The sequence below is a fragment of the Nocardia sp. NPDC059229 genome (assembly GCF_042754165.1).
Lineage (GTDB): Bacteria > Actinomycetota > Actinomycetes > Mycobacteriales > Mycobacteriaceae > Nocardia.
Genome location: NZ_JBHZAK010000001.1, coordinates 761,596 through 785,877, shown reverse-complemented (window position 1 = coordinate 785,877; position 24,282 = coordinate 761,596). Strand labels below are relative to the sequence as shown.

Genomic DNA, 24,282 nt, shown 5'->3' with positions numbered 1-24,282 from the left:
GTGATCCGTCATACATCCACGGATAGCGTCGCCGCACACCATTCGGCCCCGGTCCACACTCGAGGTTTTCCAGATGAATTCGTCCCCCGGCGGTCTGCACCGCCGTCATTTCCTGCGCGGTTCCGCCGTCGCCGCCCTGGCGATCCTCGGCAGCGGAGCGCTGGCCGCCTGCACCTCGGCGGTGAACCAGCAACGCGGCGGCGACGACAACGCGCAACCCGTGCGCGGCGGGACACTGAAGTACGGCGTGCTGGTGGACCTCGTGCCCGCCAACCTGCTCACCAATACCGGCACCACTCCGTATGTGATCGGCCTGGTCTTCGAATCCCTGGTGCGCTACCCGCACGACAAGCTCGAACCCCAGCCGCTCCTGGCCAAGAGCTGGACCCTCGCCCCCGACGGCAAGTCCATCACCCTGGACCTGCGCGACGACGTGAAATTCCACAGCGGCCGCTCGTTCACCTCCAAGGACGTCGAGTTCTCGCTGCGCACCTACGCCGATCCCAAGTGGTCGGCGCAGCTGAAGAGCACGGCCGCCGCCGTCACCGGCTTCGACACCAGCGATCCGCACCGCATCACGCTGACGCTGGCGCACCCGCTGAGCAATCTGTTCGACCTGCTCGACACCGTGCCCATCCTGGACAGCGAGTCCATCGACCAGCTCGCCACCGGTGACAAGATCATCGGCACCGGCCCCTTCCGGTTCGTGCAGCGAATCCCCAACCAGCAGTTGGTGTTCGAGAAGAACACTGCCTACTGGGTGCCGGACCGCCCCTACCTGGATCGCGTCGAATTCACCGTCATCGCCGACAATCAGGCGCAGCTCAACGCCCTCAAGACCGGCCAGATCCACCTCGCCGACGGCATCACCTACCGCGACAACGAGAACCTCGCCAAGACCGACGGCTTCCGCGTCATCACCTTCGAGGGAGCCGAGCTGCAGGTCTACGTCGGCGCGAATGTCGCCGACCCCGCCCTCGCCGATGTGCGGGTGCGCCAGGCCATCGCGTACGCCCTGGATCGTGAGCGCATCATCAAGGAGGTCTTCCGCGGCGCCGGCTATCCGCTGAACCTGCCGTGGCCCAAGAACTCTCCCGCCTTCGACGACTCCCGCAACAGCCGCTACACGCGAGATGTGGCCAAGGCCAAGCAGATTCTGGCGCAGCTGCCCAAACCGCCCAAGCTGCCGCTCACCTACAACACCGCCTACCCGGTCTTCGAGGCCGCCGCGCAGATCGTGCAGGCCAACCTCGCCGAGATCGGCATCGAGGTGGAACTCGCGCCCACCGAGAACGCCACCTTCATCAAACAGCTGATCGGCGCGCAGTTCCCGGGCCTGTGGATCACCGACCACTCCTGGGCGCAGTTCGTGCCGTCCACGCTGACGGTCAGCGCCTACCCGTTCAACGCGCGCAAGAACGCCTCCCACTACGAATCGCCCGACTATGTCTCGGCCGCCGACGCCGCCTGGCAGCTGCCGCGCGCCACCGGCCCGGACGCCACCCGCGCCTACCAGGCACTCAGCGATCAACTGCTGGACAGCCTGTTCCTGATCGAGATCGGCGTGCACTACCCGCAGGACAGCGCATCCCGGAAACTGCACGGCTTCGACTGGACCAAGCGCCGCGAGCACGTGTTCACCCAGGCGTTCCTGGCATGACCGCCTATCTGCTGCGCCGGGTGCCGTCGGCTCTCGCGGTCCTCTTCGGCGCTTCGGTGCTCATTTTCCTGCTGATGCGGCTGGTGCCCGGCGATCCGGCCACCACCCTGGCCGGGCCGGACGCCACCCCGGAAACCATTGCCGCCATCCGGCATCAGCTCGGCCTGGACCGGCCCATCCCGGCGCAGTACCTGTCATGGCTACGCGGTGTGTTGACCGGAGACCTGGGGCGGTCCTATGTGATCGGTGGTCAGATCGCGGATCTCATCGTGCGGGGTCTGTCGAACACGCTCATCCTGGCCGCCGCGGCGTTGTCGCTGGCGGTGATCGTCAGCCTCGCGGTATCGGTCGCCTCGGTCCTGTGGGATCGGCGCTGGCTCAATGCGATCGTGGCGGCCGCCAATACGGTGACCGTCGCCATCCCGGTCTTCGTGACCGGTGTGCTGCTGGTGCTGGTGTTCGCGGTCGCCATTCCGATCCTGCCCGCGGGCGGCATCCCGCCGGACGGGTTCCTGGCCCGGCCCGACATCGCCGTCCAGTATCTGCTGCTGCCCGCCATCTGCCTGGGACTGCCGGTGGCCGCCGCGCTGACCCGCTTCCTCACCGAGGCCCTGCGCACCGAACTGGCCAAGCCCTACGTCCTCACCGCCCGCGCCCTCGGCATTCCGCGCCGTCGCATTATCACCCATGGCGCGCTGCGAAACGCATTGCCCACCATGCTCACCGCGCTCGGCATCCAGACCGGCAACCTGCTCGGCGGCGCGGTGCTGGTGGAGGCCGCGTTCGCCTGGCCCGGCATCGGCCAGCTCATCGAGCAGGGCATCAACCGGCGCGACTATCCGGTGGTGCAGGCGCTGCTGCTGTTCTCGGTGGCCGTGTTCGTGGCCATCCAGCTGACCACCGACATCGCGCACGCCTACCTGGATCCGCGCATTCGCATCGGAGGCCGCGCATGAGCGAGCTCGCCGTCGCCGAGGGCGGCGGCACCACGACGGTCACGGAAAGCCCGGGCCGCGAACCGAATCCGGGGCGCCCGCTGCTGCGGGCGCTGACCCGCGGGCAGGGGCTGGCGGGCGTGCTGCTGATCGCCCTCATCGCGGTGGCGGCCCTCGGCGCCGGGCTCCTCACGAAATACGACCCGCTGGAGCAGATTCCGGGTGCAAACCTGCTCGGCCCGAGCGGCGACCACTGGCTGGGCACCGATGAGCTCAACCGGGATGTGTTCACCCGGACCCTCTACGGCATCCGCATGGACCTGCTCATCGCCTTCCTGGCGGTCCCGGCGGGCGCGGTGCTGGGCTCGATCATCGGCCTGGCGGCCACCGTCAACCCGGTGGCGGATGTGCTGGCGCAGCGCGTCTTCGACCTCATTCTCGCCTTCCCGGCGCTCATCTTCGCCATCGCGCTCACCGCGGTCACCGGGCCGGGCGCGCACGCGGTCGTCATCGTGATCATCGCCGCCGAACTCCCCATCTTCGGCCGCCAGATCCGCACCGCCGTGCTGGCCGTGCGCGAACAGCCCTACGTGGAGGCCGCCGCGGTGATCGGTGCGAGCACCGGCTGGACACTGCGGAAACACGTGCTGCCCAATGTGATCGAACCACTCGCTGTGCAGCTGGCGCTGTCACTGTCCCTGGCGGTGTTCGTGGACAGCGCCATGAGCTTCATCGGCATCGGCGTGCGCCCGCCGGACCCGTCACTCGGGTCGATCATCGCCGAGTCCACCCGCAACCTGGACGCCAATCCCGCCATGGCCGTCGGCCCGCTGCTGGTGGTTTCGGCGCTCACTCTCGGATTCCTGTTGATCGCCCAGGCTCTGGGCCGCGCCCGGAGGATGATATGAACGGAGCATCGCGAAGCGATTCCAGCAGGGGCGGCGGTGGGGAGACGGGTAGGCCCGACGACACCTTGCTCGACATTCGCGACCTGGTGGTGAGTTTCGGCCCGCGTACGGTGGTGAACGGCGTCGGCGTCCGCGTCGCGCGCGGTGAAACCGTCGCGCTGGTCGGCGAATCCGGCTCCGGCAAGTCCCTCACCGCCCGCGCCGTCCTCGGACTGCTTCCCACCGGCGCGACCGCCACCGGCTCGATCCGCCTCGACGGCACCGAGATCATCGGCGCCACCGACACCGACCTGCGCCCCCTCCGCGGCACCCGCGCGGCCATGGTCTTCCAGGAACCACAGACCGCGCTGAACCCGGTGCGCCGCATCGGAACCCAGATCGCCGAAGCCCTGCGCGCCCACCGCCGGATCAGCAGGTCCGAGGCCCGCGCCCGCGCCATCGAACTCCTCACCCAGGTCGACCTCCCCGAACCGGCCAGACGCGTCGACTGGTACCCCCACCAACTCTCCGGCGGCCAGAAGCAACGCGTAGTCATCGCCCTGGCCCTCTCCGGCGCCCCCGACCTGCTCATCGCCGACGAGCCCACCACCGCCCTCGACGTCACCGTCCAGGCCGAAATCCTCCACCTCCTCCAGGACCTCCAGCGCCGCAATAACACCGCGATCCTCTTCATCACCCACAACCTGGGCGTAGTAGCCGCCATCGCCGACCGCGTGGTGGTCATGCGCGCCGGTGAAATAGTCGAAACCCAGCCGGTTCACGACCTTTTCACGACTCCGCAGTCCACTTACACCCGCGAACTACTGGCCGCGGTCCCCGTGCTGCCCGCCGGCCCAGCGTCACCGTCGACTGTGGCGGCGCCGACTTCGTCATCGGCGTCTGTGACAGGGCTGTCTGCGTCATCGCCGACCGTCGCAGGTCTTTCTGCGCCGTCGGCGAATGCGGACGGGTCGGCTGAACGGGTCGCATCGCCCACCCCACGTGCTGCGGCGGTGCCCCCGCTCAATGGGGTGTTCCCGGTGCCCGCGGGCGCAGTCGTGTCCCGGGATGCTTCGGACATTTCGGGTACTGACTCGGCCTCCGGTGTTTCCGGGGCCAGTGTGCTCACGGGGGCGGGGAAGTCAGCGCCCACCGCTGAGTCGGCGGCCGAGCCAGTGCTGCGTCTCAGCGACCTGTCGGTGGTCTACCGCCGCCACGGCCAGCGCTTTCAGGCCCTGCATGATGTCTCGCTGACTCTGGCTCCGCGCGAAGTGGTGGGTCTGGTCGGGGAATCGGGTTCGGGTAAGAGCACTCTCGGCCGTACTGCGCTGGGACTAGTGCCCGCGGCTTCGGGAGAGGTCGTGTTGCAAGGCGTCTCGTTGACCGGATTGTCTCAGCGGGAATTGCGGGGGCTGCGCAAGAACGTCGCGCTGGTGCATCAGGACGTGGCCGCCTCGCTGGATCCGCGGCACAGCCTCGAGGACTCGATCGGCGAACCGCTGCGGGTGCACCGGGCGGCCTCGGGGGCGCTGTTGCGGGCCAGGGTCGGGGATCTGCTCGAATCCGTACGCCTGCCACGCGAGTATGCGAGCCGGCGGCCGGGCGAGCTGTCCGGCGGGCAACGCCAGCGCGTCGCCTTGGCGCGGGCGCTGGCCCTCGCGCCACGGCTGCTGGTGGCGGACGAGCCGACCAGCGCGCTGGATGTCTCGGTGCAGGCGCAGGTGCTCGAACTCTTCGCCGATCTGCGCGCCGAATACGGATTCGCCTGCCTGTTCATCAGCCACGATCTCGCCGTCGTGCATCAGGTGGCCGACCGCGCGGTGGTGCTGCAGGAGGGTCGCATAGTCGAATCAGGGCCGGTCACAGCCGTTTTTCGGCATCCGCGCGAGGAGTACACGCGGCGCCTGCTGGACGCGGTTCCCGCCCCGGATCCGGCCCGCGCGCGCCGAGACGAAATCGTGTCCGTCCAAGTGCCGCTCGCATTGGGGGCCTGAGAGTAATTTGGGGAGCGCCATTCCGCGCTGACTGCCACGACACACCGGAACTTATACCAATAGGAGTATCCGGTGATACTGACTGGATTTGCCGCGCGGAACGGTTCGTATCCGAATCTGTGTAAGTATCCGTCTCGAAGGAGATCTCGGCGGCGCCTCCACAGGGAGGCGCGGTGGGCCACCGGGATTCCGTACAGGAGGGAACCAGGTGGGCGCGAAAGCGGTATATGGACAGGATTCTCAGGAACTCGAAGCACCCACCTTGGGAAACCTGCTCCGCCGCCTGCGTGACAATCGCGGTGTTTCGCGCGAACGTTTGGCATTCAACGCCGGTGTAAGCGCAAGTTACATCACGCATTTGGAGAAAGGCGACCGCGGCAACCCGACCCGGGAAGTGGTCGAGGCGCTCACCCGCTATCTGCACCGGTTGGACCCGCTGTCCACCGAGGACCGCCGCCAGCTCGGCGACCTCGCGGGCCTGGGATCGGGCGAGCTTCCCTCCCCGAGTGAACTGCGCGCGGCGATCACACCCGAGATGCTGCGGGCCCTGGAGCTGCACAGCCCGAATATGGCCGCCCTGCTCGACACCCGCGCCAACCTGCTGGCCAGCAATGACAGCTGGGACGCCGCCTTCCCGGGCCTGACCGAGGACGGCAATATGCTGCGCTGGTTCTTCGGCAATGAGCTGGCCACCCGGGTCATCGTGAATTGGGAGGCCGATGCCCGCCGGGTCACCCGCTGGATGCGCGGATTGATCGGGCGATCGGGCAATACCGACGGATTCGCTGATCTCATTCGTGATCTCGGGCAATTCCCGAAATTCCGGCAGGCCTGGTCCGAGGGCGGCGTGGAGTTCGCACCGCATGTGTGGGCCGTGCAGCTGCGCAATCCGGTCACCGGGCTGCAGCGCAAGGTCTACGCCCAGCACGGCCGACTCGACAGCGCCGCCTACCCCGGCCAGTTGCTGACAGTTCTCGGGCTACCCGCCTGAACCCGCGTCACCCACGCAGCGGGATGAATTCGGCCGGCGCGCCGTCCACGGCGTCGGCCGGGACGACCACCACGCCGTCACGGTGCAGCAGATCGGCCAGGTGCGCGGTGCGCAACCGGAGATCGCCCCGGAAGCCGCCGCCGGGCAGCGCCTGGGCCGGGACGATGCGCAACACCGGCGCGGTCAGCTCGGCAGCGTTCACCAGCGGGCCCACGATCGAGCGGGCCGGGGTCGCACCCGTCAGGCCCTCGACCGTGGCGCCGATCAGCGTGAGCAGGGTCGCGATCGCCGCGAACGGATTGCCCGGCAGCCCCAGAACGACTGTGCCGGAGGCCAATTGCGCAGCCACCGTGGAGCCCCCGGGCCGCAGGCGCAGGCGGCGCAGCAGCATGGTGGCCTCGGAGCGGTCCAGCGCCGAGCGCAGCTGATCGGCCGCGCCGCCGCCGGTCGCGCCGACGATGACGAGCAGATCGCAGTCCGCGGCCGCGGCCAGCACCTCGTCGAAGGCATTCGCGGTGTCGCGCAGGTGAACCCGATCGATGGTGGCCACGCCGTACCAGCCCAGGACATCGGGCAGGATGGGCCCGATCGAGTCCCGGGTTTGACCGGTGTGCAGCGGCCCCTCGCCGCGAATCTCGTCGCCGGTCATGACGATGCGCGCCCGCACCGGGCCGCGCACGTCCGCCGCCGCGACCTCCGCGCTGGCCGCCACCGAGATCAGCGCGGCCGTCACCGGGGTGCCCGCGGCCGCGACTTCCGCACCGGGGAGCCAGTATTCGCCCCGCCGGCGCACATCCTCGCGAATCGGGGTGTCCGGCAGCCGGTACAACGTGCCGTCGGCCTCGAGGCGGACGAACTCGTCGCGCACCACCGAACCGGTCCCGTCGGGCACGTGCGCGCCGGTGGCGATCCGCACCGCCTCGCCGTCCAGCAGGCCCACCGGCCGCTGCCCGCCCGCGAAACCGATATCGCGGCGCAGCTGCCAGGGCCCGTCGCCGCTCACCGCGTAACCGTCCATGGCCGAGACATCGAAGCGCGGCAGGGCGTCCGCCGCGAGCAGGGGCGCGGCCAGCGTCGCGCCGCGCGCGGCCCGCAGCACCGCGCGGCGCACCGGCAGCGGGGAGATGCTCCCGCGCAGCACATCCCGGGCCTCGTCGAGCCACAGCGGCGCGGCCGTGAGTGCCGCCCCGGTCCGGGCCCGCCGCACGTCCTCAGGGGTGTCGCAGTCGTCCACGCCGGGTAGCGTAACCATGGCGGTATCCACCGGCACCAGCGCTTTCATCGGCCGATTCACCAGGGAATCCAGGTCTTTCAAAGCAGCGACCAGGGCGGCGCGCCGCCACACCCCGACCAGATACTGCGGGCGGCCCGAGGCATCCGCGGCGAAGACCGCGTCGCTGCCGGATTCCCGTGCGTGGGAAAGCAATTCGTCCACCGCCGAGGCGGTGAGGAAGGGCATGTCGGCGGCCAGCACCACGATCAGCCCGGCCGGGAACTCGCAACCGGCGAGGGCGCCCAGCCCCGCGGCAATGGCCGCCACCGGGCCCGCTCCGGCCGGTATCTCCTGTGCCTGAAGGATTTCCGGCGGCAATTCGGGCCGATGCGGGCCCACCACCACGGTGCGTGCGCAGTCGGCGACCGCCGCCAGCGCCGCGTCCAGCATGGACTGCCCGCCGACCACGATGGCCGGCTTGTCCACCCCGCCCATCCGGCTGGCCTTTCCGCCGGCCAGCACGATGGCGTCGACGGGTGTCACGAGCCCGTTCCGGGGCAGGGGCGTGTCCTTCGTACACAGCGCATGGTTGAAGATCGTAGTGGCAGGCTGTTCGGAGCTTGTTGGGCGCGCCCGGAAACCTGCGCTTGCTAAGCAATTGCCGTTAGTCGTTACGTTATGAGATGTGCCACGACACATAGTAGAAATGGTCTTGTTTTAACGTTGAGAACAATCTCATATGGCAGTATCCGACCTGAGAACTGGCGGAGTACGCGGCGTTCGTCACCGTTCACACCAGGCGTCACACCGGGTCCCACTGTCCGGTACCGGGAGGACTCAGAGCGATGAAGGTTGGTTTGCTGAATGTTTGTGGAGAGGGAACGGCGTGGTGCTGGGCGTGAAACCGGATAGGGACTCCGACGATCTGAAGCCGCCGACATTCGGACTGCTGCTGCGCCGCCTGCGTGATGAACGAGGCGTATCACGAGAAAGGCTGGCGTTCAATGCCGGCGTGAGTGCCAGCTACATCAGCCATTTGGAGAAGGGCGATCGCGGCCACCCCACCCGCGAAGTGGTGGATGCGCTGCTGCGATATCTGGACCGAATAACCCCGCTGTCGGCCGTCGAGCGCCGGCATCTGCTCGATCTGGCCGGACTCGGCGTGAGCGAATTCCCCACAGTGGAACAACTGCGCGGTGAAATCACCGATGACATGCGCCGCGCCCTCGACCTGCACGAACCAAATCTCGCCGCCTACGTCGACACCCGCTGGAATGTGCTCGCCTGCAACGAAAGCTACTCCCGCGCCTTCCCCGGGCTGGAGCGGGACATCAATATCCTGCGCTGGTTTCTGGGCAACGAGGCCGCCCGCGAGGTCATGGTCGAGTGGGAGGAGGAGGTCCGGCTGACCGTGCACTGGCTGCGCGGTCTGATCGCGAGCTCTGGAGATACCGCCTGGTCGGTTGAATTTCTCGGAGAACTCGGACGTTTCGGACTTTTCCGGGAAATGTGGGACGAGGGCGTCGCGGCCTACGGCCGGCCCCGCGCCACCATGCGCCTGCGCGACCGCGAGCGCAACCAGCGCTTCGATATCGCGGTGCAGCTGTTCAGTGTCTTCAATGCGGCCTACCCCAGCCAGATTCAAATCTTCCTCGGCATTCCGAGCTGGCACGAGGCCGGGTGAGAATCCGCCGGCCTTGACCGCCCTGGGCACGGCCCGCTCCCTCGAACACCCGGGGCGGAAGGCTCCCCGTCACCGCACGGCTTGGACCTCGCGTCCCCCGCGCATTCGCGGCCACGGTGTCGACAGCGCCCGCGTCAGCCGGTTCTCCCGCCGGGCATTGGACAGCTCGACCAGCCGGATCAGCAGCGGCGCAACCACTTCCGGGTGAGTCCAGGCCGCGCCGTGCCCCGCGCCCGGAATAGTGACCACACCGCCGGCCCCGGCCAGCCCGGTGGCCAACGCCTCGGACTTCTGGGCGGTGCTGTTGGCGTCGTGACTACCGCGCACCACCAGGGCCGGCACGGAGATCTCCGGTAGTCGATGCAGTACCGAGCGCCGGTCCATCAGGCACCGGGCGGCGGGCATGATGCTCTGGCGGTCGGAGTTGTACCAGCGGCTGGTCCAGGCGCGCCACAACCGCGGATCGGTGCCGCCGATGAGCTGCGGGGCCAATTCGGCGACCAGTGGGGCCAGCGGCTCCGGACCGGTCCAGCATTCGAAAAATTCGCGGTAGTAGGCCAATTCGGCCGGATTGCACGCGGTGGCCTCGGTATCGATCAGGGCCAGGCCCTGCACCCGCTCCGGCGCCAGCAGTGCCATGCGTAATGCGGCGTAGCCGCCCTGGCTCATTCCGCCGATGACCGCCTTCTCGATTCCTAGTTCATCGAGGACCGCAAATCCGTCCGCCGCCAGATCCCAATAGCTGAACGGTTCGCCATCGGGTGACTGGGTGCGACCATGGCACCGCGCATCGACCGTTACGAGATTGACACCGGCGTCTGCCAGAGGTTCGCGCATCGGCTCGAACATCGACTCGTCCATGAGGAACCCGTGGGCGAGCAGCAGGGTCGGGCCGTTGATCTGGCTGGTGACGTAATGAACTGTTGCAGAACCTGATCGCACATAAGGCATGGTCGGACCCTAGACGGCGGAAGCGGCCGCTCCCTACATGTTTGCCCGTGTGGTGCCAGGCACCGTTCGGTGAGGTTCCCGACGGGTACCCACACTGGCCAGTGTCAGTACTGCTAGGGGTTTGCCCCAGATTGCCTCAAAACTGGACAACAAGATCACGAGCCACTTTTAATCAGGCCGTGGCGCTTTTGGGACAAGCGCAATTTCAAGGGAGGAAACAAATGTTCGACGTTACCACCGCAGCTCGGCGCAACGACTTCCGGATCGATCGCGGCGCGGGATTGCGGGAGTCGCTCGAAGGTCTGCTGTTGCACGACGGGGTCGGCCTGGATGCGCGGATGCGCCATGCGATTTCGGCCGTGGTTCACCTCGCGGTAGATGCTCCGCTCGGCATTCCGGAAGACGCCGAAGAATTCCTGGGCCGGCTGGATGCCTCCTGGCTGTTCGCCGCCTGGAATGACAGCGATCAGGAACTGTCTCTGCTGAATACCCTCGCGTGCGGTGAGGTTCCGGCATTGAGCTGGTGCGAACTCATGTTCACCACCGCGCTCGCGCCGTGGTCGGGTGCGCCGGCGGCCGTGCACGCCCGTCGTATCTTCGTCAATGGTGAGCAGGCCCGCCTCGCTGCCGTCAGTGGTGACTGCGGTATGAGCCGCGCGTAAAACATACCGCGCGTTTTTCTTTCTGAAACTTATTGAAGGGATAGAGGAAGTGAAGCTGCTTTTCACGAATTTCGACGCAATGTTCGAATCCCTCGCCCGCCGCGACGGATCCGAGAGCGAATCCTGGCATCAGCAGGCGCTGTGCACCCAAACCGATCCCGAGGCATTCTTTCCCGACAAGGGCGGCTCCACCCGGGAGGCCAAGCGCATTTGCTCCTCCTGCGAGGTGCGCAAGGAATGCCTCGACTACGCAGTCACCCACGATCAGCGCTTCGGCATCTGGGGCGGCCTTTCGCCGCGCGAGCGCCGTCGTTACGAGCGCGGCGCGGCCTGACGGCTAACCGGACCTGATCCTCGCGCGGGGAAGCGGTCGGGATCAGCAGCGTCACTCGATAGTCGCTCGTAAGAGACAGAATTCATTGGTCTCCGGATCGGCCAGGACCAGGACCGGCTCGACAGCCGGTGACTCACCGCCGGACGGCGGTGCGTCGGGGCCGACCGGAACCGCGCCCGCGGCCCGCAACCGGGCCGCCTCCACGACGAGATCGTCGCTGGGGAAGGTGACGAGATCCAGATGGAGACGGCTGCGCTCACCCGCCGCCGCCGGCTCGAGCAGGAATTCCAGCCACGGGCCCTGCCCGGTAGCGGCCCGGATACCCGCGTAGCGGGCGGTCCGGTGGGTGAGCGGCCAGCCGCAGGCGGCGGACCAGAACTCGGCCAGCCGCGACGGGTCCCGGGTATCCATCACGATGGCCGCGACCGCACCGGTGTCCACGTACTGCTCACGCGGCTCCAGCACGCAGAACTCATTGCCCTCGGGATCGGCCAGCACCGTCCACGGCACCGCGCCCTGGCCGATGTCCAGCCGGCGGGCGCCCAGGGCCAGCGCCCGGTCCACCTGCAGCCGCTGATGATCCAGCGAGCGGCTGCACAGATCCAGGTGGATGCGGTTCTTGGCGGTCTTGGGCCGCCGCGACGGGAGGAAGGTGAGCGCCACGTCCGGAGCGTCCGGGTCCGGTGCGGCGACATCGACCTCGCCGGGCCGGTCCACCGTCACCTCCCAGCCCAGCAGCTCGGCCCAGAACCGGGCCGCCGCCCTGGGCTCGACCGCATCGAACACCACGCAGGCCAGACGGGTGGACATCTTTTCACGGTAACCGGCGGGCGGGGTGGCGCGTATCAGGTTTCGGCGAACCGGTAACGGGCGCGCCGCAGGTCCACCCGGCCGTCCGCGATCGGACAGCCCTCCGCGGCCAGCTCGGCCAGCTGCCGATGCGCCAAATGTGGTGCGGGCGTGCCGTTTGCGCGCAGGACCCGGTGCCACGGCAGGTCCGCGGAATCGGTGCGCATGATCCAGCCGACCGTGCGGGGCGTGGACAGACCCGCCGCGGCCGCGATATCGCCGTAGGTGGCGACCCGGCCGGGCGGAATGGCCGCGACCAATTCGCGTACTCGCTCGACTTCGGCTTCGGTGGTTGGCATTTCGCGCCTCCTGGGTCAGAGCAGGGCACGGACCAGCGCGGCGGTCTGCACCGGCCGCGCCTGCGCGACCATGTGGTCGCAATCGAATTCGTGGACGGTGAGCCGGTCACCCAGGTGAGCGGTGAGCGCCGCGCGGAAGTCCGGAGACACCAGCGGCGGGTTCACCTTCATCGCCTGCACCATGACCGTCGGCATCTCGCGGGGCGGCAGCACGAAGTCCCGGGCGATCTCACCCCAGAAGGCGATGATCGCCGGCATGGTCATGCGCCAGCCCACCCGGCCGTTCGCGGTGGGCACCAGGTGCTCCGCCAGCTCGGCATCCAGGACCGCCGGGTCCACCTCGGCCCACGAGGTCTCCAGCTTGTCGAACCGGGCCTGTTCGAGGCTCTCGTAATCCGGTGCCGCCAGCATGGAATTCGCGATGGCCAGCATGCGCTCGGGTTCCAGGCCGATGGCCGGATCCAGCAGTGCCAGCCCGCGCACCAGCTCCGGGCGGCGATGCGCCAGATGCACCGCGGTGGCCGCGCCGAACGAATGCCCGAGCACCACCACGGGTTCGCTCGTCTCGCGCTCCAGCAGCGCCGCGAGATCATCGACGAGAGTTTCGAAATCCCACGGCGGCACGCCGGGCGACCTCCCGTGCCCCCGCAGATCCGGTGCAATGATCCGGACATCGGGGAGATGCTCGTCGGCCAGTGCCTGCCAGCGCCGGCCGTGGCCCGTCAACCCGTGCAACGCCAGCACGACCGGACCGGTCGGGGGACCGAAACGATGACTATGAAGCTCCACCACGCTGCCCATTCTGCTGCCTGCGCCCGATATGAACAGCTTCCGGACTGTGATCGGCGGCACGGCCAACTCATGGCAAACGAAACCTGTCGGGGCAGTCTGTTGAAATAGCCGACGTGATGCGATCGGATAGCTCGGTGCAATTGGTGCGCCGGGCCGAGGCGGAGACCCCCTCACGGGAGTGGGACGCCGCCCTCCGGCCGCTGTTCGACGACCTCGGCGCCGACCCCGGCTGGCAGCCCTGGCAGGTGCTCGGCGGACCCGGGACCGGCAAGACCGCGCTGCTGGTCGATGTGGCCGCCGCGCGCATCCTGGCCGGGGCCGCACCCGAATCGGTGCTGGTGCTCACCTACACCAAGCGCGCCGCCACCGCCGTGCGCGCCGCCATCACCGCCCGCGTCGCCGCGGCCGATCCGGAACTGGGCGGGGTGCCCGGCGCCACCCGCGGGCCGCTGGTGCGGACCATCCACTCCTACGCCTTCGGACTGCTGCGCTCGTTCGCGGCGGCGCACGGCAATCCGCCGCCGCGCCTGCTCACCGGATCCGAGCAGGACATCGTGGTGCGCGAACTGCTGCGCGGCGACCTCGCCGACGGCGCCGCCGCATGGCCCGAAAGGCTGCATCCGGCGCTGCCCGCCGCCGGATTCGCCGAACAATTGCGGGACCTCATGCTGCGGGCCACCGAACGCGGTCTGGGGCCCGAGGATCTCATCGAACTCGGGCGCGCCCACGGCCATCCGGAATGGGTCGCCGCCGGGCGCTTCGCCGAACGCTACGAGCAGATCATGATGCTGCGCTGGTCGGTCGGCATGGACGTGCCCGAGGCCAGCGCCCCCGCCCTCGACGCCGCCGAACTCGTCACCGCCGCCCTCGACGCCTTCTACACCGACCCCGAACTCCTTGCCGCCGAACGCAATCGGCTGCACTGCATCCTCGCCGACGATGCCCAGCACCTCGATCCCCATGCTGCCCAGCTCATCCGCGCCCTGGGCAGCGGCGCCGCCACCACGGTCATCGCCGCCGACCCCGACCAGGCCGTCTACACCTTCCGCGGCGCCGACCCCCGCTTCGCCGCCGACCCCGACGCCCCCGCCGACCGCCGAATCATCCTGCGCCACAACCAGCGCTCCACCCCGGCTATCCAGGAAATAGCCGACCGCATCGCGGCCCGCCTCCCCGGCGCCGCGCCCCACCGCACTCCACCGCACGATCCGCGCCCTACTGCCGTCACCTTCGATTTCCTCCACGAGATCGCCGCCGGCCTCGTGGACGGCGACGAATCTCGCGGTGCCACAACCCCGCCGCACATCGACGGCCCAGCCGGCACATCGGGACCGGACGACGCGACGTCCACGACCGTCAACGGCGGCACGCGCCGTCCGAACGGCATCCGGCCCGCCGCCGCGGCCCCGCCGCGCACGACCGGCGCAGGCGATCGGGGCGGCACCGGACGTAGTCAGGTCGGAGCGAGCGATTCGGCGCGGTGCTCGGCCGGGGGTACCGATGAACGCGGTCGATCCGAGAGCGCCAGGGGCGGTATGCAGTCCGGTGGCGAGGTGCGGGTGCAGGTGCTGACCACACCGGCGAAGGAGGCGGCACTGATCGCCGATCATCTGCGGCGCGCGCATCTCACCCACGGGGTGCCCTGGTCGCACATGGCGGTGATCGTGCGGTCGGTGCCACTGTCGCTGGCCCCGCTGCGGCGGGCGCTGCTGGCCGCCGGTGTGCCGGTGCGGCAGCCGCCGGCGGATGTTCCGCTCGCGCGGCGGCGGGGCGCGGTGTGGATGTTGCTGGCGCTGCGGGCCGTAACCGCGGGCAATCCGACCTCGGTGCGGCATCCGCGGCCGATCGCGTTCACCGCCGACGACGCGCTCGACCTGCTGGCCGGACCGCTGGGCGGGGCCGACCAGATCAGTCTGCGGCGGCTGCGGCGCGGTATCCGGCGCACGGTCATGGAGCTCGGATATCCGGAGCGTGCGACCGAGGACGATGCCGAGCGCGATTCGATCGGCGCGGCCGAATCCGATGCGACGGAATCGGATCCGACAGACAGCGGGCGGCCCTCCGAGTCGCCCGGTGCGGGTGCGGGCTCGTCGTCCGCTGCCGCACCGCCGCGTGGCGACAGCCCGGTCCGGCCGCGACCGGACGCCGAATTCGACCGGGACGCGGAGCGATTCGCCGACCTGGATCGGTCGTCGGCGGAAATTCTGCGGGATCTGCTGGTGGGGGCCGGGAATCGGGTGGTGCTGGAGAAGCTCACGCCGGTGGAGGCCGCGCCGCTGCGGCGGGTGCTGAAGGCGCTGGGGCGGGCGCGGAAGGTGCGGCGGGACGGGGGCGGGCTGGAAGACGTGATGTGGGGGGTGTGGACGAGCTCCACGCTGGAGCGGCGGTGGGTGGGGCAGTCCGAGCGCGGGGGAGCGGTCGGGATGCAGGCCGATCGGGACCTCGACGCCGTGGTCGGGTTGTTCGAGGCGGCCGCGGCGTATGTGGACCGGCTGCCGCGCGCCACCATCGAAGGATTCGTGGAATACCTGGAGCAGCAGGAGATTCCGCAGGACAACGCGCCGGTCACCGATCCGGGCGAGGCGGTGACCATCTGCAGCGCGCACGCGGCCGCCGGGCGGGAGTGGGACACCGTGGCGGTGGCGGCCGTGCAGGAGGGCATCTGGCCCGATCTGCGGCCGCGCGGCACCCTGCTCGGCGTTGAGGATCTGGTGGATCTGCTTGCGGGCGTGGGCGGTTCGGGAGAGAAGGTGAGCCGGGCCGCGCCGCTGCTGGCCGAGGAGCGGCGACTGCTGCTGGTGGCGTGCAGCCGGGCGCGCCGGTCACTGCTGGTGACCGCGGTCGAATCCGTCACGGGGGACCAGGATCTGGTGCCGTCGCGGTTCCTGGCCGACATGGACGGCGAGGCCGCCGACGGCCGGCCGGGCCGGATCCCGCCGCCGGTGGACCCGGGCCGCGCCCTGGCCATGCACGCCCTCATCGCCGAATTGCGCTCCGCCGCCTGCGATCCCGAGACCGCGCCGGAGCGCCGCCTGCGCGCGGCCCGGCAGCTGGCGCGGCTGGCGGAGGCCGGGGTGCGCGGCGCACACCCCGACGACTGGTACGGCACCGCGGAGCTCTCCTCGGCGGATCCGCTGTGGAACAGCGAAGAAGGCGCGATCTCGCTGTCGCCGTCCACCGTGGATCAGCTGAAGACCTGCCCGCTGCGCTGGGCGCTGGAGCGGCACGGCGGCGGGGACGGCGAGAACCCGCACGCGCTCAAGGGCAATCTGGTGCACACCCTGGTGCAGGCGCTGGCCGGGCAGGTCAGCGAGGACCAGGTCAAACAGGCCCTGGCCAAGGCGTGGAAGAAGGTCGACCCCACCGCCCGCGACGGTGAGAACTGGCACTCCCGGGCGGAACTGCGCCGCACCGAGACCATGGTCGACACCTTCCTGGCCTGGTTGCGCAATACCCGCGACGAGCTCACCGCCATCGGCGTCGAGGTGCCGGTGGACTGCGTGCTGCCCGCCCGCGGCCCCGGCGAACAGCCGGTGCGGATCAGCGGCCGGGTGGACCGGGTGGAGCGAGATGCCCTGGGCCGCTTCGTCATCGTCGACGTGAAGACCGGCAAGACCCCCATCTCCAAGCAGGCCGCCGAGGAGCACGCACAGCTGGCCACCTATCAGGTCGCCGCCGCCGAGGGCGCGCTCGGCGAGGGCGAGCCCGGCGGCGCGCGCCTGGTCTACGTGGCCAAGCCCAGCAGCAAGGAGGGCGCGACCCAGCGCACCCAGCCGCCGCTGGACGGGGACGGAATCGAGACCTGGCGCACCGTCATCCACGACGCCGCCGATGCCTCCAAGGGCCCCAGCTACCTCGCCATGCGCAATGACGGCTGCCGTCACTGCAAGGTCGCCGGCAGCTGCCCCGTGCAGGACACCGGCCGGCAGGTGACGGACTAGTGCGCGTCACCCCGCGTCAGCTCGCCGACGCGCTGGGCCTGCCGCCGCCCACCGACGAACAAGCCGCTGTTATCGCCGCCCCGCCGGGACCCACCCTGGTGGTGGCGGGCGCGGGTGCGGGCAAGACCGAGACCATGGCCGCCCGCGTGGTCTGGATGGTGGCCAACGGCCTGGTCGAACCGGAACAGGTGCTGGGACTGACCTTCACCCGCAAGGCGGCCCAGCAGCTCACCCAGCGCATCCGCACCCGGCTGGCCCGGCTGGCCGGCGCACCGGTGGTGCGCGACATCGACCCCACCGGCCACCTGCGCGCCCAGCTCGCCTCGTCCGAACCGGAGATCAGCACCTACCACTCCTACGCGGGCCGCCTGCTCACCGAATACGGCCTGCTGCTGCCGGTCGAACCCACCGCCACCCTGCTCACCCAGACCCAGCTGTGGCAGCTCGCCTACCGGGTCGTCTCCACCTGGGACGGCGACCTCGACACCGACCGCAGCCCCGTCGGCGTCACCGAGGCCGTGCTCGCCCTCTCCGGCCAGCTCGCCGAACACCTGGTGGAACCGCACCAATTGGCCGCGGCCCACCTGGAATTGGAGCGCCTCGTCCACACCCTCCCCGCCGGACCCCGGCAGAAGGGCGGCCCCAAGAAGGCTCTCCTCGACCTCCTCGAAGCGCAGCACGAGCGCGTCGCCCTGCTGCCCCTGGTGGATCGTCTCGCCGAGGAACTGCGCCGCCGGGGCGCCCTGGACTTCGGCGCGCAAATGTCCTTGTCCGCCCGTCTGGCCGCCACCCACGCGGAAGTCGGTGCGGCCGAACGCGATCGCTTCCGCCTGGTCCTCCTGGACGAGTATCAGGACACCGGCCACTCCCAGCGCATCCTGCTCTCCTCCCTCTTCGGTGTGACGGCTCCGCCCGACCCGGCCGCCGCGCGGACCCGGCAACCGCTGGCCGTGACCGCGGTCGGCGACCCCATGCAGTCGATCTACGGCTGGCGCGGCGCGTCGGCGGCCAATCTGCCGCGCTTTGCCACCGACTTCCCCAGTGCCCCGGGGATTCCCGCACCGATCCTGCCGCTGCTCACCAGCTGGCGGAATCCGCCGGAGGCCCTGGATCTGGCCAACCTGGTGTCGGATCCCCTGCGCGAGCGGGCGGCGCGCGGCGGGGGAGTGACGGTGGACGCGCTGCGGCCCCGCCCGGACGCCACGGCCGGACTGGTCGCCTTGGCGCTCGCGGAAACCGTTGCGGTGGAACGGGAGTGGGTCGCCGAACGGATCGCCGCCGAATGGGAGGCCGCGAGCGACGCGGGCGACCCGCCGCCCACCTCCGCGGTGCTGGTGCGGCGCAATGCCGATGCCGCCCCGCTCGCGGAAGCCCTGCGGGAGCGCGGATTACCCGTGGAGATCGTCGGCCTGGGCGGGCTGCTGCACACGCCGGAGGTCGCCGATATCGTCGCCACCCTGCGCCTGGTCGCCGACCCGTCGGCCGGTAGCGCGGCGGTGCGCATTCTGACCGGTGCCCGCTGGCGGATCGGCGTCGCGGACATTGCGGCCCTGTCCCGCCGTGCGCGGGAGCTGTCCATCCGCCGCCCCGCCGGGCAGACCGACGCCATCACCGACACCGCCACCCTGGACGAGGCGCTGCGCGAGGTCGCGCCCGAACCCGCCGAGAAGGCCGGTCTCGGCGACGCCATCGCCGATCCCGGTGAGCCGGACCAGTATTCGGCCCAGGGCTTCGCCCGCATCACGGCGCTCGGCCGCGAGCTCTCCGCGCTCCGCGAGCGGGCCGGGCAGCCGCTGGCCGAACTGGTCGCCGATGTGGAGCGCACCATCGGCATCGGCGTGGAGACCCAGGCCCGCCGCACCCATGCCGCCGCCGGGCGCGAGCACCTCGACGCCTTCGCCGAGGTGGTGGCCGGATACTCCGCCGACCACCGCTCCTCCCTGTCCGGCCTGCTCGACTTCCTCGCCGCCGCCGAAGAGGTCGAAAACGGTTTGGAGCCAGGCGAAGTCGAGGTCGCTCACGACCGCGTCCAGGTGCTCACCGTGCATGCGGCCAAGGGCCTGGAATGGGAGGTGGTCGCGGTCCCGCACGTGGTGGACGGCACCTTCCCGTCCGGCACCGGCACCGCCACCTGGATGGGCGCGCTCGCCGAACTCCCGACCGCGCTGCGCGGTGACCGCGAGCAGGAGGACGCCACCGACGGCGTCCCCGTCCTCGACCTGGCCGACCTCTACGACCGCGCCGACCTGGAACGCGCCCTCGACGACCATAAGAAGGCCCTCGCGGCCCGTCGCCTCGACGAGGAGCGCCGGCTGTTCTACGTGGCCCTCACCCGCACCGAGCGCGCCCTGTTCGTCTCCGCCCACCACTGGTCGGAGACCGGCTCGAAACCCAAGGGCCCCTCCGCTTTTCTGCTCGAACTCAAACACGAGACCGAGGCCCCGGGCTCGGCGCCGGCGCGCGGTGTGCACATCGACCGCTGGGACGATCCGCCCCTGCCCGACACCCCCAACCCCTTCACCGACAACCCGCAGACCGCCACCTGGCCGCGCGACCCCCTCGGCTCCCGCCGCGAGTTCGTGGAGGAGGGCGTGACCCTGGTCAAGGCCGCACTCGACACCCTGCGCGCCGAATCCCGCCCACAGCAGACAGAACTCGACTTCGGACCCGAATTCGGCGGCGCCGCAGCAGATCCCGAGCCAGAGGACGAGGATCCCGAAGGCTGGGCCGAGGATGTCAGCGCCCTCATCGCCGAGCACCGCGCCGCCGAACAGGCCATGCGCGAGGTCGAACTTCCCGGCCAGCTCGCCGCCACCGCGCTGGTCGACCTGAGCGCCGATCCCGCGAAACTCGCCGCGCGCCTGCGCCGTCCGCTCCCGTACCCACCCAGCCCCTACACCCGCCGCGGCACCGCTTTCCACGCCTGGCTGCAGCGCTGGTTCGGCGGCGCGCGCCTACTCGGCTTCGAGGAACTGCCCGGCGCGGCCGACATCACCGACATCGACGCCGACCTCATGCGCCTGCAGGAGGCCTTCCTCGCCTCCCCGTGGGCCGACCGCAATCCCGTCGAGGTGGAGATCTCCTTCGAAACCACCATCGCGGGCACCGTGATTCGCGGCCGCATGGATGCCGTCTTCCGCCGCCCCGACGGCACCTGGGTAATCGTCGACTGGAAGACCGGCGCGGAACCGCAACGCGCCGACGAGGATTCGGTCGCCGTCCAGCTCGCCGTCTACCGGCTGGCCTGGGCCCGTCTGGAGGCCGCCCGCAGTGGCCGCACCGAATCCGACCTGCTGGCCGAGACGGTCGCCGCCTTCCACTACGTCCGCACCGGCCGCACCATCGCCCCCGAACACCTGCCCGGCCCAGCCGAACTCGCCGCCATCATCACCGACGCGGCCCCCCGCCGGATTCCGCCGGCCCCGCCCGAACCCCCGCTCCCGCCCGAGCCGGACGACGACCACCCGGGTCCTGCCGAGCCCACCGATGTCGAAATGCTGCGTCTCCCGGCCGCTTCGGGGCGACCCGAACCCGCCGGACACGACGATGAACCCGCGCCCGGGTTCGAGCCGCCACCCGACCCGGAAGCGCCACCGGGCCCGGATGCGCCACCGCCCTCGGCGTCGATGCCCACCGAGCGCGCCGCTGCCCGCCCGGGCTCGCACCGGGATCCCGTGCTGGGCTTCGATTTCCCACCCGATTTCGAGCCGCCACCCGATCCGGAATCGGTGCCGCCGGACCCGCTGCACTGAGCCCCGGACCGCCGCGCGACTTCGCGACGCGCGCCCGCCGGAACCGCCGCACGGCGTTTCGCCCGGTACGCTCCGGACCTGTGCCGCAGCCAGAAGTGCCCGAAATGACCGGTGATTCGCGTGTTCGGTGACTCCTCGCGCGGACTGGCCGGTCTCACCGAGCGGCCCGACCACGCTCTGGTCGGCGTCCTGCGGGTCCCCTCCGCCCAGTCCAGCCCCTGGTACTCCCTGGTGCGACGGCTGGGCGTGGCGGTGCTGCTGCTGGTGGGGGCCACCCTGGTGGTGTACATCGGGCGCGACGGCTACCACGACAACGCCCGCGACCGGATGGGCCTGCTGGACTGCGCCTACTACGCCACGGTGTCGCTGTCGACCACCGGCTACGGCGACATCACACCGGTCACCCCCACCGCGCGGCTGATCAATATTCTCATTGTCACGCCGCTGCGGATCCTGTTCCTCATCGTCCTGGTCGGCACCACTCTGTCGGTGCTCACCGAACGGTCCCGGCAGGCGTTCAAGATTCAGCGATGGAGGCGCACCGTGCGTAATCACACCGTGGTAGTCGGCTACGGCACCAAGGGCCGCACCGCAGTGGACGCCATGCTGGCCGACGGCGCGCAGGCCGGCGACATCGTGGTGGTCGACACCGACCCGCAGGTGCTCGAATTCGCCGCCAATGCCGGACTGGTGACGGTGCACGGCTCGGCCACCAAGTCGGATGTGTTGCGGCTGGCCGGAGTTCAGCACGCCGCGGCCGTCGTGGTGGCCGCCAACCGCGACGACACCGCCGTCCTGGTCACCCTCACCGCCCGCGAAATCAATCCCAGGGCAAAGATTTCCGCGGCGGTGCGCGAGGCCGAGAACACCCACCTGCTGCGTCAGTCCGGCGCCGACTCGGTGGTGGTGTCCTCCGAGACCGCCGGCCGCCTGCTCGGCATCGCCACCACCACCCCGGCCGTGGTCGACATGATCGAGGACCTGCTCACCCCCGAGGCCGGCTTCGCCATCGCCGAACGCGACGTGGAGACCGAGGAGATCGGCGGCTCCCCGCGTCACCTGCGCGACATCGTGCTGGGCGTGGTCCGCGACGGCCGCCTCATCCGCGTCGGCGATCCCGAGACCGACGCCCTCGAGACGGGGGACAAGCTCCTCTATCTGCGCCGCGTCCACGCCTGACGATCACGCCCGTCTAGTCTCGGGGTGTGTCAGGTTTCCAGCTGAATGCCGTTCCGGTGCTGTCCCGTACCTCACTCGACCGGGCCGAAGACCTCCGCTCCGACGAACAGGCCCTGAAAGAGGGCTGGGCCCAGGCCAAACTCCTGCGAATGAACAAGCGCGGTCAGGTCCGCGTCGACAACGGGGCCGTGGTGCTCGAGCCCGCACTCACCCTCGCCCCCGAACGTGCGCCCGAGGCCGTCTTCCTCGGCGTCGACGACGGCACCCACCTGTGGGCCGTGCGCGACAACACCATCGAGGGCACGCTGGCCGACCTGCGCGCTTACGGCTCCACCCTGGACCTCGACGATTTCGGCACCGGCCTGCTCTCCACCGCCATCGCCCTGCTGAACTGGCACGACAAGGCCGCCTTCAGCGCGGTCGACGGCACCTCCACCACCTCTGCCAACGGCGGCTGGTCGCGCATCAGCGAAACCGGGCACGAGGATTTCCCGCGTACCGACCCGGCCGTCATCTGCCTCATCCACGACGGCGGCGACCGCGTGCTGCTGGCCCGCCAGCACACCTGGCCGCAGGGGTTGTTCTCGCTGCTGGCCGGTTTCGTGGAGGCGGGGGAGTCGCTGGAACGCTGCGTCGAACGCGAGATCAAAGAGGAGGTCGGCGTCGACGTCCGCGAGATCCGCTACCTGGGCAGCCAGCCCTGGCCCTTCCCGCGCTCGCTCATGCTCGGCTTCGCCGCCGTCGCCGACCCGGACCAGCCGCTGTCCTTCCACGACGGCGAGATCGCCGAGGCCTACTGGTTCACCCGCGACGAGGTGCGGGCCGCGCTGGCCGCGGGCGCGTGGGGCTCGCCCACCGGGGCTACCGGCGGCGAGGCGAAACTGCTTCTGCCCGGGTCGATTTCGATCGCCCGGACCATTGTCGAATCCTGGGCCGCCGAAAGCTGATCGGGCACAACAAGAAGCCGCACACCTACTGGTGTGCGGCTTCTTTCTTCATCCCCGGGGCTAGCCGATGGCGGCCAGGGCCTCTTTCACCTGTACCAGGGTGGGGTTGGTGGCCGTCGAGCCGTCGCGGTACTTCACGGTCGGCACAACGTGATTGCCGTTGTTCACACTGCCCACGAATTCGGCGGCATCGGGGTGGTCCTCGATGTCGATCACCTCGTAGGTGATGCCGGCCTCGTCGAGCTGCTTCTTGAGGCGACGGCAGTAGCCGCACCAGGTCGTCGAGTACATGGTCAGATCGGTAGCAGTCACGGTCGGTGCAACATACTCGCCGCTGATCGTGTTCCCCGCGGAGGGTCGGTTGTGAGCCGATCGACCCTGTTCCGAACCGATCGACGATCAGGGGTTGACGAAGAAGTACTAAGCGCGCATACTAATTGCATGACGTTCATCGCTGAAGCCTCCGCCACCTCGACCGCCACCCCCGCCGCCTTCTTCGCCAAGTGGGCCGACATGGCCACCTGGCACGAGTGGAACCAGGACACCGAGTGGGCCAAGCTCGACGGCGAGTTCGAGCAGGGCGCGACCGGCGTCATCAAGCCCAAGGGTGGTCCCAAGACCAAGTTCGTCGTCACCAAGCTCACCGACACCGAATTCATCGACTCGTCCACGCTGATCGGCGCGCGGCTGATCTTCGCCCACGAGGTCACCACCGACGGTGAGCGCACCACCGTGAAGGTCCGCATCACCATGGAAGGCCCGCTGCGCGGCTTCTGGAACAAGATCATGGGCGGCAATCTCGCCAAGTCCCTGCAGGGCGATGTCGAGGCGCTGGTCGCGGCCGCCGAGGCGGTGCTGGTATGAGCACCAGGTACTGGCTCGGGGTCGTCTCCCGCGATCATGTCCGCCGGGGTGTGGAACTCGGCTTCGCGCAGGCCAATCACGGCAAGCGCGCGGCCGTGGAACGCATGAAGGCCGGGGACGGACTGGTCTACTACTCACCCCGCACTGGCATGCGCGAGGGCGAACCGATCAAATCCTTCACCGCCATCGGCACCGTCGCCGATGGCCCGGCCTGGCAGGTCGAGGAGCAGGGCGGCTGCTTCCGCCCCTGGCGGCGGGGGGGGGGGTGCCCCTCCCCCGCCCCCCCCAGGCCCCACACCCACCCACGCACCCCCGCCCGGAAATCCACAAACTCCCCCACAGGCGACT

The 24,282-nt window shown here is 69.9% G+C and carries 20 protein-coding genes; 14 read left to right on the top strand and 6 right to left on the bottom strand.

What is annotated here, in order from left to right; translation table 11 throughout:
* The first annotated feature begins 73 nt into the window (after nt 1-73).
* The 5 genes from ACFXHE_RS03660 to ACFXHE_RS03640 all read left to right on the top strand — a co-directional run bounded on the left by ACFXHE_RS03660 (nt 74) and on the right by ACFXHE_RS03640 (nt 6,467).
* Nucleotides 74-1,660 carry an ABC transporter substrate-binding protein gene (locus ACFXHE_RS03660; protein ID WP_379379428.1) on the top strand — a complete coding sequence of 529 codons (1,587 nt, stop codon included), beginning with the start codon at nt 74-76 and terminating at the stop codon, nt 1,658-1,660.
* On the top strand, nt 1,657-2,616 hold the full coding sequence (locus tag ACFXHE_RS03655) for an ABC transporter permease (protein WP_379379426.1): 960 nt from the start codon (nt 1,657-1,659) through the stop codon (nt 2,614-2,616). The genes ACFXHE_RS03660 and ACFXHE_RS03655 overlap by 4 nt, the downstream gene beginning before the upstream one ends.
* Entirely contained in the window at nt 2,613-3,503 is an 891-nt protein-coding gene (locus tag ACFXHE_RS03650; protein WP_379379424.1) for an ABC transporter permease, read from the top strand. Before ACFXHE_RS03655 ends, ACFXHE_RS03650 begins: the two co-directional genes overlap by 4 nt.
* The gene (locus ACFXHE_RS03645) at nt 3,500-5,476 is read left to right on the top strand and encodes a dipeptide ABC transporter ATP-binding protein (RefSeq protein WP_379379422.1); all 1,977 of its coding nucleotides are present in this window, start codon (nt 3,500-3,502) and stop codon (nt 5,474-5,476) included. The genes ACFXHE_RS03650 and ACFXHE_RS03645 overlap by 4 nt, the downstream gene beginning before the upstream one ends.
* Before the next feature lie 262 nt (nt 5,477-5,738).
* The gene (locus ACFXHE_RS03640) at nt 5,739-6,467 is read left to right on the top strand and encodes a helix-turn-helix domain-containing protein (protein ID WP_379380373.1); all 729 of its coding nucleotides are present in this window, start codon (nt 5,739-5,741) and stop codon (nt 6,465-6,467) included.
* A gap of 7 nt (nt 6,468-6,474) precedes the next feature.
* Here the strand turns inward: ACFXHE_RS03640 and ACFXHE_RS03635 are convergent, their stop codons facing one another.
* Nucleotides 6,475-8,223 carry an NTP transferase domain-containing protein gene (locus ACFXHE_RS03635; protein ID WP_379379420.1) on the bottom strand — a complete coding sequence of 583 codons (1,749 nt, stop codon included), beginning with the start codon at nt 8,221-8,223 and terminating at the stop codon, nt 6,475-6,477.
* Between the two features lie 355 nt (nt 8,224-8,578).
* Between ACFXHE_RS03635 and ACFXHE_RS03630 the strand changes: the two genes are divergently transcribed.
* Nucleotides 8,579-9,364, top strand: coding sequence for a helix-turn-helix domain-containing protein (locus ACFXHE_RS03630; protein ID WP_379379418.1), 786 nt, complete (start codon nt 8,579-8,581; stop codon nt 9,362-9,364).
* A gap of 69 nt (nt 9,365-9,433) precedes the next feature.
* Here ACFXHE_RS03630 and ACFXHE_RS03625 read toward each other — a convergent pair whose 3' ends face one another.
* Nucleotides 9,434-10,315, bottom strand: coding sequence for an alpha/beta fold hydrolase (locus ACFXHE_RS03625; protein WP_379379416.1), 882 nt, complete (start codon nt 10,313-10,315; stop codon nt 9,434-9,436).
* 179 nt (nt 10,316-10,494) lie between these two features.
* Here ACFXHE_RS03625 and ACFXHE_RS03620 point away from each other — a divergent pair, with 179 nt between their 5' ends.
* Nucleotides 10,495-10,977, top strand: coding sequence for a hypothetical protein (locus ACFXHE_RS03620; RefSeq protein WP_379379414.1), 483 nt, complete (start codon nt 10,495-10,497; stop codon nt 10,975-10,977).
* Nucleotides 10,978-11,026: 49 nt separating this feature from the next.
* Nucleotides 11,027-11,311 (top strand): WhiB family transcriptional regulator, encoded by a 285-nt coding sequence (locus ACFXHE_RS03615; RefSeq protein ID WP_379379412.1) that lies wholly within the window; start codon nt 11,027-11,029, stop codon nt 11,309-11,311.
* A 51-nt stretch (nt 11,312-11,362) separates the two neighbouring features.
* Here ACFXHE_RS03615 and ACFXHE_RS03610 read toward each other — a convergent pair whose 3' ends face one another.
* Genes ACFXHE_RS03610 through ACFXHE_RS03600 form a run of 3 tightly spaced genes read right to left on the bottom strand, consistent with a single transcriptional unit; the run spans nt 11,363 to nt 13,260 of the window.
* Nucleotides 11,363-12,121, bottom strand: a complete 759-nt coding sequence (locus tag ACFXHE_RS03610; protein ID WP_379379410.1) for a VOC family protein — start codon at nt 12,119-12,121, stop codon at nt 11,363-11,365.
* A 35-nt stretch (nt 12,122-12,156) separates the two neighbouring features.
* Nucleotides 12,157-12,459, bottom strand: a complete 303-nt coding sequence (locus ACFXHE_RS03605; protein WP_354840404.1) for an MGMT family protein — start codon at nt 12,457-12,459, stop codon at nt 12,157-12,159.
* A gap of 15 nt (nt 12,460-12,474) precedes the next feature.
* Nucleotides 12,475-13,260: an alpha/beta fold hydrolase gene (locus tag ACFXHE_RS03600; protein ID WP_379379408.1), complete on the bottom strand. Its 786-nt coding sequence runs from the start codon at nt 13,258-13,260 to the stop codon at nt 12,475-12,477.
* 107 nt (nt 13,261-13,367) lie between these two features.
* Here ACFXHE_RS03600 and ACFXHE_RS03595 point away from each other — a divergent pair, with 107 nt between their 5' ends.
* From ACFXHE_RS03595 to nudC, 4 genes are all read left to right on the top strand, one after another.
* Nucleotides 13,368-17,192 carry an ATP-dependent helicase gene (locus ACFXHE_RS03595; RefSeq protein ID WP_379380371.1) on the top strand — a complete coding sequence of 1,275 codons (3,825 nt, stop codon included), beginning with the start codon at nt 13,368-13,370 and terminating at the stop codon, nt 17,190-17,192.
* A complete protein-coding gene (locus tag ACFXHE_RS03590) occupies nt 17,192-20,944 on the top strand; it encodes an ATP-dependent helicase (RefSeq protein ID WP_379379406.1) in 3,753 nt (1,250 codons plus the stop codon). Before ACFXHE_RS03595 ends, ACFXHE_RS03590 begins: the two co-directional genes overlap by 1 nt.
* A 120-nt stretch (nt 20,945-21,064) precedes the next feature.
* Nucleotides 21,065-22,123 (top strand): potassium channel family protein, encoded by a 1,059-nt coding sequence (locus ACFXHE_RS03585; protein WP_379379404.1) that lies wholly within the window; start codon nt 21,065-21,067, stop codon nt 22,121-22,123.
* A gap of 26 nt (nt 22,124-22,149) precedes the next feature.
* Nucleotides 22,150-23,070 (top strand): NAD(+) diphosphatase, encoded by a 921-nt coding sequence (gene nudC, locus ACFXHE_RS03580; protein WP_379379402.1) that lies wholly within the window; start codon nt 22,150-22,152, stop codon nt 23,068-23,070.
* 60 nt (nt 23,071-23,130) lie between these two features.
* Here nudC and ACFXHE_RS03575 read toward each other — a convergent pair whose 3' ends face one another.
* Nucleotides 23,131-23,382, bottom strand: a complete 252-nt coding sequence (locus ACFXHE_RS03575; protein WP_354840418.1) for a mycoredoxin — start codon at nt 23,380-23,382, stop codon at nt 23,131-23,133.
* A gap of 129 nt (nt 23,383-23,511) precedes the next feature.
* Here ACFXHE_RS03575 and ACFXHE_RS03570 point away from each other — a divergent pair, with 129 nt between their 5' ends.
* The gene (locus tag ACFXHE_RS03570) at nt 23,512-23,934 is read left to right on the top strand and encodes an SRPBCC family protein (protein ID WP_379379400.1); all 423 of its coding nucleotides are present in this window, start codon (nt 23,512-23,514) and stop codon (nt 23,932-23,934) included.
* On the top strand, nt 23,931-24,282 hold a 352-nt coding region (locus ACFXHE_RS03565; RefSeq protein ID WP_379379398.1), incomplete at its 3' end, for an EVE domain-containing protein. The genes ACFXHE_RS03570 and ACFXHE_RS03565, both read left to right, overlap by 4 nt.

Bases quoted from the DNA above. Each gene is read 5' to 3' on its own strand.
- ACFXHE_RS03660 (WP_379379428.1), top strand. From the start codon at position 74: ATGAATTCGTCCCCCGGCGGTCTGCACCGCCGTCATTTCCTGCGCGGT.
- ACFXHE_RS03655 (WP_379379426.1), top strand. From the start codon at position 1,657: ATGACCGCCTATCTGCTGCGCCGGGTGCCGTCGGCTCTCGCGGTCCTC.
- ACFXHE_RS03650 (WP_379379424.1), top strand. From the start codon at position 2,613: ATGAGCGAGCTCGCCGTCGCCGAGGGCGGCGGCACCACGACGGTCACG.
- ACFXHE_RS03645 (WP_379379422.1), top strand. From the start codon at position 3,500: ATGAACGGAGCATCGCGAAGCGATTCCAGCAGGGGCGGCGGTGGGGAG.
- ACFXHE_RS03625 (WP_379379416.1), bottom strand. From the start codon at position 10,315: ATGCCTTATGTGCGATCAGGTTCTGCAACAGTTCATTACGTCACCAGC.
- ACFXHE_RS03610 (WP_379379410.1), bottom strand. From the start codon at position 12,121: ATGTCCACCCGTCTGGCCTGCGTGGTGTTCGATGCGGTCGAGCCCAGG.
- ACFXHE_RS03605 (WP_354840404.1), bottom strand. From the start codon at position 12,459: ATGCCAACCACCGAAGCCGAAGTCGAGCGAGTACGCGAATTGGTCGCG.
- ACFXHE_RS03600 (WP_379379408.1), bottom strand. From the start codon at position 13,260: ATGGGCAGCGTGGTGGAGCTTCATAGTCATCGTTTCGGTCCCCCGACC.
- ACFXHE_RS03595 (WP_379380371.1), top strand. From the start codon at position 13,368: ATGCGATCGGATAGCTCGGTGCAATTGGTGCGCCGGGCCGAGGCGGAG.
- ACFXHE_RS03570 (WP_379379400.1), top strand. From the start codon at position 23,512: ATGACGTTCATCGCTGAAGCCTCCGCCACCTCGACCGCCACCCCCGCC.